At 43.2% G+C, this 12,659-nt stretch carries 9 protein-coding genes; 4 read left to right on the top strand and 5 right to left on the bottom strand.

Going from position 1 to position 12,659, the window contains the following annotated elements:
• Positions 1-53: 53 nt before the first annotated feature.
• Entirely contained in the window at positions 54-1,280 is a 1,227-nt protein-coding gene (locus AC13FX_RS04055; protein WP_482879198.1) for an FtsX-like permease family protein, read from the top strand.
• Positions 1,281-1,312: 32 nt separating this feature from the next.
• Here AC13FX_RS04055 and AC13FX_RS04050 read toward each other — a convergent pair whose 3' ends face one another.
• The gene (locus AC13FX_RS04050; RefSeq protein ID WP_482879197.1) at positions 1,313-2,923 is read right to left on the bottom strand and encodes a UDP-N-acetylmuramoyl-tripeptide--D-alanyl-D-alanine ligase; all 1,611 of its coding nucleotides are present in this window, start codon (positions 2,921-2,923) and stop codon (positions 1,313-1,315) included.
• 220 nt (positions 2,924-3,143) lie between these two features.
• On the opposite strand from AC13FX_RS04050, the gene AC13FX_RS04045 reads away from it, so the two are divergent.
• Complete coding sequence (locus tag AC13FX_RS04045; protein ID WP_482879196.1) at positions 3,144-4,148, top strand: sugar phosphate nucleotidyltransferase; 1,005 nt, start codon at positions 3,144-3,146, stop codon at positions 4,146-4,148.
• 61 nt (positions 4,149-4,209) lie between these two features.
• On the opposite strand, the gene AC13FX_RS04040 is transcribed toward AC13FX_RS04045, so the two are convergent.
• Positions 4,210-5,889 carry a formate--tetrahydrofolate ligase gene (locus AC13FX_RS04040; RefSeq protein WP_482879195.1) on the bottom strand — a complete coding sequence of 560 codons (1,680 nt, stop codon included), beginning with the start codon at positions 5,887-5,889 and terminating at the stop codon, positions 4,210-4,212.
• A gap of 196 nt (positions 5,890-6,085) precedes the next feature.
• Between AC13FX_RS04040 and AC13FX_RS04035 the strand changes: the two genes are divergently transcribed.
• Together AC13FX_RS04035 and AC13FX_RS04030 are read left to right on the top strand one after the other, a co-directional pair.
• Positions 6,086-7,276, top strand: coding sequence for an efflux RND transporter periplasmic adaptor subunit (locus AC13FX_RS04035; protein ID WP_482879194.1), 1,191 nt, complete (start codon positions 6,086-6,088; stop codon positions 7,274-7,276).
• Positions 7,273-10,407 carry an efflux RND transporter permease subunit gene (locus AC13FX_RS04030; protein WP_482879193.1) on the top strand — a complete coding sequence of 1,045 codons (3,135 nt, stop codon included), beginning with the start codon at positions 7,273-7,275 and terminating at the stop codon, positions 10,405-10,407. Before AC13FX_RS04035 ends, AC13FX_RS04030 begins: the two co-directional genes overlap by 4 nt.
• A gap of 54 nt (positions 10,408-10,461) precedes the next feature.
• Here the strand turns inward: AC13FX_RS04030 and ruvA are convergent, their stop codons facing one another.
• The 3 genes from ruvA to AC13FX_RS04015 form a co-directional block, all read right to left on the bottom strand.
• Positions 10,462-11,058 (bottom strand): Holliday junction branch migration protein RuvA, encoded by a 597-nt coding sequence (gene ruvA / locus AC13FX_RS04025; RefSeq protein WP_482879191.1) that lies wholly within the window; start codon positions 11,056-11,058, stop codon positions 10,462-10,464.
• A gap of 171 nt (positions 11,059-11,229) precedes the next feature.
• Positions 11,230-11,802: a crossover junction endodeoxyribonuclease RuvC gene (gene ruvC, locus AC13FX_RS04020; RefSeq protein WP_482879190.1), complete on the bottom strand. Its 573-nt coding sequence runs from the start codon at positions 11,800-11,802 to the stop codon at positions 11,230-11,232.
• 3 nt (positions 11,803-11,805) lie between these two features.
• A complete protein-coding gene (locus AC13FX_RS04015) occupies positions 11,806-12,642 on the bottom strand; it encodes an enoyl-ACP reductase FabI (protein ID WP_482879189.1) in 837 nt (278 codons plus the stop codon).
• Between the last annotated feature and the right edge of the window lie 17 nt (positions 12,643-12,659).

Genomic DNA, 12,659 nt, shown 5'->3' with positions numbered 1-12,659 from the left:
TGTATGAGCCCATTTAAAGTGCTTTCAATTGCTTGTTTCTATATTTTGTGGTCATGAATAAATCTGGATTTATAGCAAGGCGGTATCTGTTTTCTCGTAAACATATATCTCTGATCTCCACCCTTACGTTTATCAGTATTACAGGAATTACCATTGGTACGGCATTGCTGATCGTGGTTTTATCCGTGTTCAATGGTTTTTTTGATGTTATCAAAAGCTTTTTATTGTCATACGATCCTGATCTGAGGATTGAAGCTTCAGGAGCATCAACCTTCGCACAGAACAAGGAAATGATGGAGGAGATCCGTTCTCTCCCTGAAGTACGGATCATTTCGCCTTATGTTGAAGGTAAGGCATTGCTTGCCATGGATGGGGTTCAAAACGAGGTGGTGGATGTTAAAGGGGTGGAAAGGGATGTATTTTTTCAGTTGGTAGATATTGAAAACAGTGTAACTACAGGGGTTTTTGATGTCAGTGTTCGTGACCGGACACCGGGAATCATTGTGCATGAAGAATTAAAGAATAGACTTCGAATAAACATTGGTGATGACCTGGCATTACTTAGTGCAGCGGGTATGAAAAATGCACTGACTCAGATCACTGTTCCTCAAACATATAGATTTGACCTGCGGGGAGCATACTATCTTCAGCAGATCGCCGGCGGTCCCAAAGTTTTTGTAGATATTGAAGCAGCAAAACGATTGTTTAAAGTCAGGAATGAGATATCCGGACTGGATATCAAGCTAACAGATAATGAAGAAGCGGAGGCTGTTAAGTCAAAGGTTTCTGAGATGTTAGGTCCGGAGTATAAGATCTCTACCTGGTACGATCTTCAGAAGCCATTGTATGATGTAATGTATTTGGAAAAATGGGGTTCTTTTGTGGTCCTTATTCTAATTGTGATAGTGGCGGTCTTAAATATCATTGGGTCGTTAACAATGATCGTCATACAAAAACAGCGGGATATTGGTATCCTTATGTCAATGGGCTATAGCAAGGCTGGCATCAAATCCATCTTTAGAAAACAAGGCTTATACATAGGAGTGATAGGCTGTGGAATTGGAGGCTCAGTTGGATTGCTGATCAGTTGGCTACAGATGAAATTTGGAATAGTTAAGCTGTCCTCTGCTTTTATTATAGATGCCTATCCGGTTCAGATCAATTCGCTGGATGTAATTCTTGTACTGGCGGTCAGTTTAATGCTGAGTGTGTTGGCAAGTTGGTACCCGGCTCATCGAGCATCACAGATACAGCCGGCAGATGCCGTCCGTTTTGAGTGATAAGGTTCGATCGTTACGCAGTGTTTGACTAATTATTCATTATACACGTCAGGCAGATCATTTTCATAGAGTATCACATCTCCAGGTTGGGCTACTTTTCGAATGAGTTCGTTAGCCTCGAAAAGACTATTCACAACCCTGACGTTCAGGGATGCTGAGTCCTCAGATCTAATACCTTCCTGAATGGGTTTAACCCTTACTTCCCCTACCAGAATCACCAAGTCGAGATTTGCTTTCCCTATAGCCTGTCCGAATTTAAAGTTTTCTTCCTCTTCGATATCACCTAACTCGATCATGCCCGGAGTGATGATAATTCGTTTACCACTGTCAAATTGACTAAGGATCTCAACTGCATTTTTTGCACCAACAGGATTGGAATTGAAAGCGTCGTCAATAATTGTAAGGTCACCGTTTTGTTTTAACTCGAGGCGATGTTCGACAGGTTCAATTTTACTTGTTGCTATAGCCATGGTCTTTAATCTCAGGCCAAAATGATGTCCGATCCCGATAGCTAAAAGCAGGTTTTGTGCATTATGTGCTCCCAGAAGTTTTGTTTGGAATGATTCGGTCTCTTCTCCCAATGAAACATTAAAGGTCATTCCTGAGGTATTATATCGGATATCGGTAGCTTTAATATGGCCATGATCCAAGCCAACCATGATCCTTTTTATGTCAGACCTGTTGCTGCCCATTTTTGAAACACGAGGGTCATCAGCATTAAGAACGGCGATACCTTCTTCTCCCAAATTGTCTACTAATGTGCCCTTTTCTTTTGCAATTACATCTTGTGAGCCGAAGGTTTCCAGGTGTGCAACCCCAACATTAGTAACAACTGATATATCAGGTTTGGCAATATTACAGAGTTCCTGAATATTACCCTGATAACGGGCACCCATTTCAAGGATCAGAATCTGATGATTGGCTTGTAGGTCATTGTTGATCACTTTACAAATTCCCATGGGGGTGTTATAACTTCCGGGAGTAGAACAAACATTGTATCGCTCCTTTAGAAGATCCCTGATCATGAACTTTGTACTCGTTTTTCCATAGCTGCCGGTAATAGCGATGACCTTTAGATCGGGCATGGATGCCAGTTTTTTTCGGGCAAGCTTTTTAAATCCATTCTGGATGTACGTTTCAACAGGCCGGGTAAAAAAACCTGACAACAGGATAAAAAATGGAACCAACATTGCACCAAAAGCCCATCCTGCAACTAAGATAGTCAGGTCAAAATTAAGAACACCGGCAAAATATGCGGGTACCGTTTGATGAGTAAATGGCATTAGCCCAGTAAACGCCATGTATGAAAAATAAAGAGGGAATAATATGGTAAGGATCAGAAAGGGAAGCATTAACCGGTATACGCGGGGAGTGAAGACCAGTGGCTTCTTAACTTTTTCAGCTTTATAGTTTTTAATTGAACCGAACCAAAAGAGGGTCAGCACAAAAACGATCACGCATACAGAAGTGTAAGTAAGGTATTCAAGCAGCCAGGTTCCTCCAATAACAAGGATAAATAGAAGGATCATTAGCATTGAAAGAGAAGGAGGTAATACTTTTTCCTCCCAATGGTCTTTCATCCATTGCCAGAATTCATTGTTCTTATAACCAACTTGTTGGTAGGCATGCAAAAAGAATTGCATTCTGTAAATAATGTACCGTAAAAAGATCGCACAGAGAATTAGGGCGCCGACATTAAGAGAGGTGTAATACCAGTTCAATGTATGTGGGTTATTTTAAAATTAATAGCCGAGTGATGTTGGTACAAGTTATGAAATAAACCAATATTCGAAATCGGTTTATAAGCTTGGTATATTCACCGCGCATTCAATGTAAATGTTTCAATAAAACGAAGAGAAATATATGAAATTAATTATCCCAATGGCCGGTCGGGGTACCAGAGTCCGACCACATTCTCATACCGTTCCAAAACCTCTGCTGCCAGTTGCCGGCACCATGATCGTGGAGCGCATTGTAGAAACCTTTAACCGCACTTTAGATCGAGACATTAGTGAGATCGTATATATTTTAGGGCCGGATTTTGGCGAAGATATCAAGCAACCTCTTCGTGATATGAGCAAGCGCCATAATGCGAAAGCTATTTTTGAAGTACAGGAAGAGGCCCTTGGGACAGCTCATGCTGTTGCCTGTGCAAAGGAGCATTTGGATGGAGAAGTGATCATCGCTTTTGCGGATACTATCTTTGACAGTGAAAAAGCATTTGACCTGGGAGATGCTGATAGCGTGATCTGGTTGAAAAAAGTGGAAGATCCCTCCCGTTTTGGAGTGGCGACCCATGAGGGTGATACCATCACGGGTTTTGTTGAAAAACCGAAGGAATTCATTTCTGATCTTGCGATCATCGGAGTGTATTACTTTAAAGATGGAGGCTATTTTAAAAAGCAGATCGAATGGGTTATTGATAACGATATGAAAGGTCCGGGCGGTGAGTACTTCCTGACCGATGCACTCGATAAGATGATAAAAGACGGCAAGGTCTTTAAGACCGCGACGGTTGATGAATGGCTGGATTGCGGAACACTGCCTGCCTGGCTTGAAACGACCGGTATAATCACTGAAAAAGAATTTAATGGTATTGATGAGAGCAAATACCCCGGTTCAACGATCATTCCCCCGGTTTACATAGGCAAAGGAGTTCAGATCAGGAACAGTACGGTGGGACCAAAAGTAAGTATAGAAAATGATACAGTGATCGAAGGTTCCAGGGTCGAGAACTCCATTGTTCGTGATCATGCAAACATTTCAAGCTCTGAGTTATCCGAGTCAACTGTAGGAGCACACACAAACCTGAAAAATGTAAAAGGGAAGGTGGATGTAGGAGATCACAGTAATCTAGAGATCGGTTAAAACTGAATATATAATTATAGGTATAGAAAAAGGCCCCGGAGTTATTTGGGGCCTTTTGTTTTTAAAACAGTCCTGAGATCACTCCTTCGTCATTTACAGTCATATTGACCGCTGCTGGAATTTTAGGCAGTCCGGGCATCAGCATCATGTTTCCGCAAATGATAACCAAAAAACCGGCTCCGGCTGAAAGTTGAATATCCGTCACAGTAAGGGTGAATCCTTTTGGGGCACCTTTTAGGAGTGGATTATCAGAAATGGATGATTGAGTTTTTGCTATACAAACAGGGAGCTTTCCATATCCAAGTTTCTTGAAATGGGCGAGATTCTTAAGGGCTTTCTTTTCAAAGTAAACGCCATCTGCGTTATAGATCTCTTTCGCTATTGTTTCAATTTTCTCTTCTATGGGTTGCTGAGTATCGTATAACATTACTTTTTCAGGTTCTTTGTTAAGTTCCGCTTGTTTAACGATTTCGTTGGCAAGGACTGTGACCCCATCACCTCCTTTTTCGAATCCGTTATGTGCTTCACATGCAACACCAAGCTTGTCGCAGAAATCTTTGATGATTTTGATCTCCTCGGCAGTATCGCCCACGAATTTATTAATACCAACCACGACCGGAGTTTTGAATTTTTTCATGTTTTTGACGTGAACAGCCAGATTCTCTAATCCTTTCCGGATTTCTTTGATGTGTTTTCCACTTTCCTTGGCTTCTTCAACGGTAACACCCCCATGATATTTAAGTGCTTTAACGGTAGCCACCAGCACTACTGCAGATGGCCATATGTCAGAGGTGCGAGCTACAATGTCGAAGAATTTTTCGGCCCCAAGGTCAGCCCCGAAACCGGCCTCGGTAACCACATAATCGGCAAGTTTTAAACCGATCTTATTAGCAATGATGCTGCTGGTACCATGAGCAATATTGGCAAATGGTCCTCCATGGATAAGAGCCGGCACATGTTCGAGGGTTTGAACCAGGTTAGGCATAATGGCTTCGTTCAGAACTACTGCCATAGCTTCATGTGCTCCGAGGTCCTTAGCTTTAACAGATTCTCCTGCTCTGTTATATCCAACTACTATGTTTCCTAACCGTTCTTTTAGATCACTTCGGGAAGTTGCCAATGAAAGTATGGCCATAACTTCAGAAGCAGCAGTGATCATAAATGCTGATTCTCTTGGGATGCCGTTAACCCTACCTCCCAAACCAACCACGATCTGGCGGAGAGCACGATCATTCATATCCATGGCTCTATTCCAGAGAGGGCTTGTGACATCAATATCCAACTCATTTCCTTTGAATATGTGATTATCGAGCATGGCGGTAAGAAGGTTATGGGCCGTGCCGATTGCGTGAATATCCCCATTAAAGTGAAGATTTATGCGCTCCATTGGAATGACCTGTGAGTACCCCCCACCGGCAGCTCCACCCTTGATACCGAAAACAGGACCAAGAGATGGTTCTCGTAATGCTACCAATGATCTTTTTCCAAGTTTTTGCAGCCCCTGACTAAGCCCTATGGAGGTGAGTGTTTTACCCTCTCCTGCGGGTGTAGGAGTAATAGCTGTTACAAGGATAAGTTTGCCATCAGGACGATCTTTGAACTTCTCCAGGACATTAAGGCGGATCTTGCCTGTATATTTACCATAGAACTCGAAGTTATCCTCATCCAGTTCAAGTTCAGCCATAAAATGGCGCATATGTTTCATGGGAGCTTGCTGGGCAATCTTGATGTTGTCGATCATTGGAAGCGCTTTTTTGTTAGCGGAAAATTTTTTGTGGTTGAATATCTTTTATGGATGTGAAGGAAAGATAAATTAATCAGGATCGAAAGTAAGCGCCTGTGATTCATAGTTGATTAAAGGATTTTACACGCTCTCCTGAACGCTTTAGAAAGGTCTCAAGTTATTTAAAGGCATACCAAGAAAAATCAAAAATTCTATGGGTTGGAAAAAGACACTTATCATTTCTGTTTCAATATTAATTGGGTCGGGTGCAATATTGGGGCTTATCTTTTCAACAGAGCCTGAAGCTGAGCGATCTGGGATTGCAAAGGAAAGTGCCATGCTGGTTCAGGTGGAAGTAGTTGAAAAGGGAACGTTTAAACCAACTATCACAGCAACAGGTACGATTCAGCCTTCACAGGAGGTTATGTTAGGGGCCCGCGTAGAAGGTGAGGTTATTTATCGATCCCCAAATTTTGTACCGGGCAGTTTTGTGAAGAAAGGGGAAATCTTACTACAGATCGATTCCACTGATTATGTGAATGAACTCATGCAGGCAAGGAGTCAGCTACAGCAGGCAAGATCAGCCCTTCAGCGTGAGATGGGGTTACAGGAAGCAGCTAAAAGAGAATATGCATTACTGGACGATACTTTGTCTGAGGCTAACCGTGCTCTGGTATTACGACAGCCACAGCTATTAGCAACCCGTGCACAGGTTGAGTCGGCTCAGGCAACTGTCAATCAGACAAAATTAAACCTTGAAAGAACTACCATTCGTGCTCCTTTCAATGCCTATATCCTGGATCAATATGTAAATACCGGATCATTGGTTTCACCGGGGGAAAACTTAGGGCAACTGGCAGGAGTCGACACATATTGGGTTGAAGCGGGGGTTCCTTTAAATAAACTGCGTTGGCTTAATTTTGAAGAAAATGGAGACGGCGCACCGGTTCAGGTCAGAAGCAGAACTGCCTGGGAAGAAGATGAATATAGGAACGGGAGTCTGTTCAAAATGCTAGGCTCACTTGAAGATCAAACCCGTATGGCAAGGGTATTAGTAGCAGTTGAAGACCCTATGGCTATAGAACCCGGAAATGAAGAATTACCAAGATTGATCATAGGGTCTTTTGTAGAAACAAAAATACAAGGTAAAGCGCTTGATGAGGTCGTAAAAGTGAAACGCGATTATATTCGCAGTAATGAAAGCATTTGGGTGATGGAAGGTGATTCACTGAATATCCGAGATATCGAAATTCAATTTCAGGATTCAGAATACGCCTATGTGTCGGCCGGGTTAGATAATGGCGACCAGGTGGTCACAACAAATCTCGCTAATGTAACGCAGGGAGCCACCCTTCGTCTTGAAGGAGAGACAAGTGCGCCGGATACAAATGGGGCAGGTGAATGAACGGGCAAGATAATAAACAAGGTTTTTTTTCGGATCCGATAGCCTATATGGCAAGGAATCCTATTGCAGCCAATTTACTGATGATCATCCTTTTGGGAGGTGGAATATGGTCTATGTTTACCATCCAAAAAGAGGTATTCCCTGAATATGAGTTGGATATTGTTGAAGTTAGCGTGACCTATCCCGGGTCATCACCTGAAGAGGTTGAACAGGGCATCTTACGCCCTGTTGAAGAGGCTATCCGTGGCGTTCAGGGAATTGAGGAGATCACCTCTGAGGCAAGTGAAGGATCAGGTTCAGTTTCCATAGAGTTAGTGGTAGGAGCCGATCGCATGCAGGTTTTTCAGGATATCGATCAGGCTGTGAATCGAATTACCACTTTCCCGGACGACATAGAACAACCGGAAGTACGCCTTCAGACGAACCAAAGAGAAGTGATGGAGATCGGCCTTTACGGAGATATTGATATCTGGACACTCAGACTATTGGCTGAACAAGTGCGGGATCAAATGCTAAGCACTGAAACTATCACTCAGGTGCAATTGGGGAATGTCCCGGATTACGTGACGCATGTAGAGATTCCACGTCAAACCCTCAGAGAGTATGATCTAACCCTTGGAGAAGTTGCAACCCTTATCAATGTATCGAGTGAAGATGTACCGGCCGGGGCAGTGGAAACCAGCTCCGGAGAGATCTTACTCCGAATGAAGGAAAGGAAACAATGGGCCGGTGAATTTGCTGAAATAGAAGTTATCTCCTCAGATTCTGGGGGAACTGTTTTGCTTGGTGATATCGCAGAGATAAGAGATGGTTTTGCAGAAGAGGGATTTCATTCTCAGTTTAACCGCCAGCCATCCGTTGAGATACAGGTTTCAAGAATTGGAGATCAGTCACCACTCGAAATTGAAGAGACCGTGACTGAAGTTATGGAGCAGGCAGCTCAAAGTTTTCCACCGGGTGTGCAGTACCGTGTTGATGGTAATACAGCTGAAGATTACCGTGAGCGTCTTGCATTATTAACTGAAAACGGCTTCTTAGCTATTTTGATCGTATTAATGATCCTGACCTTGTTTCTTGAGTACCGCCTCGCCTTTTGGGTCATGATGGGAATGACGATCTCATTTGTGGGGGCCGTTCTTTTTATGCCTCTGGCCAATTTGAGCATAAACATGATCTCTATGTTCGGTTTTCTTGTGGTACTGGGAATTGTTGTGGATGATGCCATCGTAGTGGGAGAGAATGTCTTTGAATTCCGTCAACAAGGAATGGGAAAACTCGAAGCAGCAATTGCCGGAGCCAAAGATATGAGTAAGCCGGTTACCTTTAGTATTCTTACCAATATCATCGCTTTCGTTCCCTTGCTTCTGATCCCAGGGACTACCGGAAAATATTGGTGGCCACTTCCGGCAGTGGTCATCATCGTATTGGCACTTTCACTTTTTGAAGCACTTTTCATACTTCCGGCTCACCTTGCCCATATCAGAGAGAAACGATCGTCAGGATTTATGGCAAAGATTGAGTCGTTTCAGAGATCATTCGCTGATAAATTCAAAAATTTTATCAATACTCGGTACCGAAAATTTCTGGAATTATGTATTCGAAACCGGTACGTAACTTTGAGTGCAGCGGTGGCTTTATTGTTAATAGTAGGGGGGTATGGATACAGCGATCATATGGGGCTGGTTCTAATGCCTGAACAACCCGCCGATGAAATAGAAGCGGGGGCTTCATTGCCTGTAGGTACTACTAACGATCAGGCGGCTCGTGTAGCTGATGAGATCACAGCTGCGTCTTATCGAATGTTTGAAGAAAATGACCTTTTTGAACAGGCAGAAGGTATAAAGACCAATGTACGGGGTCAGGAATTCATTGATGTAGAAGTTGTAATGAAGCCACCCGCTGAAAGAACCATGACCACCCGGGAATTGATGGTATTATGGCGGGATAGCATTGGTGATATTGAGGGTATCGATCAAATAACCTTTGAAGTAGAAGCAGGTCCAGCCGGATATTTGCCTGATATCAGTGTGGATCTCAGTCATTCCGATATCAACGTATTGGAAGAAGCTAGTCAGGCATTCTTTCAGCGTATGGAAGGTTATGAAAATACGGCCGATGTAAGTGATAATTACAATCGCGGAAAGCAGCAGTTTGATTTCAGACTCTTGCCGGAGGCGAGAAAGCTTGGTCTGACCTCAGATGAAGTGGGACAGCAAGTGCGTGACGGATTTTTTGGAGCCTTGGCAATGCGGCAGCTACGTGGAACCAATGAAGTAGAGGTTCGGGTCAAACTTCCGAAAGAGGAACGTAAAGACCTCTATAATCTGGAAGAATATCTGATCAGAACCCAAAATGGAGTGGAAGTCCCACTTTATGATATTGCTGAGGTTGAGACCGGTGAAGCATTTACGAGTATTAATCGCAGGGATGGCCGGCGTGTGGTTGGTGTAAGTATGGATGTAGAGCCTGCAGCAGCTATCAATCAGGTATTAGAGTCTATAAGAACGAAAGAACTGCCACGTTTACAGGAGGCCTTCCCTGGGATAACCTGGACTTTTGAGGGAAGTGAGGCTGAGATGAGGGAGTCAACTCAGGCTTTATGGGGCAGTTTCTTCTTAGCTTTACTTATAATCTATGCCTTACTTGCGGTGGCTTTTAATAGTTATTTACAACCACTGATCGTTATGGGGGCAATCCCTTTTGGGATCGTAGGAGCTGTTATTGGACATATCTTATTGGGATATGATCTGTCATTGGTCAGTTTGATGGGAGTTATCGCGCTTTCCGGGGTTGTTTTAAATGATTCTTTGATCATGATCGATCTGGCAAATAAAAAACGGAAGAAGGGGGAGTCGGTTTTTGATGCCATTAATGAAGCCGGGCTCCGCAGGTTCCGACCGATCATCCTGACCACCTTGACCACATTCGGTGGGTTAACGCCGATCATCATGGAAACATCCATTCAGGCAACTCAGCTGATCCCAATGGCTATATCATTAGGATTCGGCATCGTGTTTGCAACAGCCATAATTTTAGTGATTGTCCCCTGCTTATATATGATCCTTGAAGATGTGATTGAAGCATTCACTAAAAATTTTAGCCCTGATAGTCAGGCTTTGGTATCTGAATAGATAATTAAATACTAAATACTGTTTCTAATCATATTAAACTTTGAAAGGGGAATGTTACTTATTCAGGCTAGCCAAAGCTTTTTTAATGATAACTGAAGCATCTTCACTACCTACATTTTTTAGTGCTTTCATAACAGCCTGTTCCGATTCCTTTTTCTTGAAACCAAGTGCTTCAAGAGCTGAGATGGCTTCTCCCATAACGCCAGATTCAGCAGATGTTGTTGGTGTGACCCCGGCTGATGCGGCATATTCAGCCAGTTTATCCTTCAGCTCCACGATAATACGTTCTGCTGTTTTCTTACCTATACCGGGTACTTTGGAGAGTGTGGCTGCTTCAGCATTAGTGATAGCACCAATCAGTTGGTCGGCCGGTAAACCGGAGAGGATGGTCAGTCCCAGTTTTGGTCCAACTCCTTTAACAGTGATCAGTTTTTCAAAAAGAGCTTTTTCATCGGTTGAAAAGAAACCGAATAAACGCTGATCACTATCAGTGATATGATGATATATGAGTAACTTGACCTCAGAGCCGGCGCTTTCAAGTTGCTCCTGAGTAATGGATGAGATCTCAACTTCATAGCCTACTCCGGAAACATCAAGAATGACTTCACCTTCCCTTTTTTCTTCGATGTATCCTTTTAAAAATGCGATCATGTTTTAGTGATTATTTGTACCGGCGTATCGCATACGCCAAATGGTGTTATATATTCAAAGATCAGGGCGAATGCGATTAACCCCTAGGGTATAAATTAAATTCAAAACTAAGCACAGATTTAATATTCCCAAACTACATCCATCAATAATCAGCTTATCAACTTTCAACGCTCACTTAATCACCCGGTCAGGATTGTCAGCTACAAAACTAGCCCAGTCGCCTTTGGCATTATTCTGATGCGTTTTCTTTTTGGTGGAGCCGGGGATTCCCTTGCCTTTCATCAAATGGCACCAGGCGACTGCCAGGGCATCAGTTGCGTCATTGGATAATTTTTCATCGGGCAATTTCACCATCTTGTTAAGCATGAAGGCTACCTGTTCCTTACTGGCATTCCCGTTTCCGGTAATAGATTTCTTAACCACTTTAGGAAAGTACTCGACCGCAGGCAGCCCATTATTGGTGATGGCCAGCATGGCAGCTGCCTGAGCTCTGCCTAATTTTAACATGGCCATTGGATCAACGCCGTAAACCGGGGTTTCAACAGCACAAGCTGTAGGTTGATTTGATCTGATAATACCCGAGATCTTGTCAAAAATGACTTGTAACCGCTCGGCATGATCTTCAATATCGGCCATGCGAATAACATCACACCTTAAAGCGATCAGTTTTCCGTTTGCTTCGGTCAACAGGGCATAACCTGTATTTCGGGAGCCGGGATCGATGCCGAGGATTATATCAGACATTTATTATTCTTCGTCTTTATCAGCGTAAACCTTTGCCAGATCGTTTATCATTTGTTCAGAGATACCTGAGTTCACAAAGCCACCATCATGGAATAGGTTCTGCATGGTTACCTTTCTGGTCAGGTCTGAGAATAATGTCACACAATAGTCGGCACATTCATCAGCAGTTGGGTTGCCCATTGGGGCGATCATATCCGCAAATGTATACATGCCGTCAAAGCCTTTGATACCTGTTCCGGCTGAGGTTTTTGTTGGAGCCTGAGAAACCGTATTCACACGAATTCCCCGCTTAGCCAGTCGGCTTCCATAATTTCTTGCGATGCTTTCAAGAAGAGCTTTTGCGTCATTCATATCCGAATATTTGGAGAAAATGCGTTGGGCTCCGATATAAGATAAGGCAACGATACTGCCTCCATCATTCAGTACATCCATCTTTTCAGCATGGTGCAGAACCCGGTGAAGTGAGATCGCAGAAATGTCCAATGTTTGTTGCAGCCAGTTATAATTCAGGTCAGTATATTCTTTTTTCTTTCGCACATTAGGAGACATTCCGATCGCATGAAGTATAAAGTCGACCCCACCCAAATGTTCCTTGGTCTGATTCATAAGGTCTTCGATCTCATCATCTTTAGTTACATCACAAGGAATGATCGGGGCTCCTGTTGCTTCTCCAAGTGCATCCAAAGCTCCAAGGCGAAGCGCAACCGGTGCATTTGATAAGACGAAATCAGCGCCCTCGCGCTTACATGCCAGAGCTATTCTCCAGGCAATGCTACGCTCATCCAAAGCACCAAAAATAATTCCTTTTTTTCCTTTTAATAATCCGTAACCGTCACTCATTTTTTGTCAATTTCTTA

The organism is Gracilimonas sp. B-17, assembly GCF_056857935.1.
This window is presented reverse-complemented; position numbering and strand designations above follow the sequence as displayed.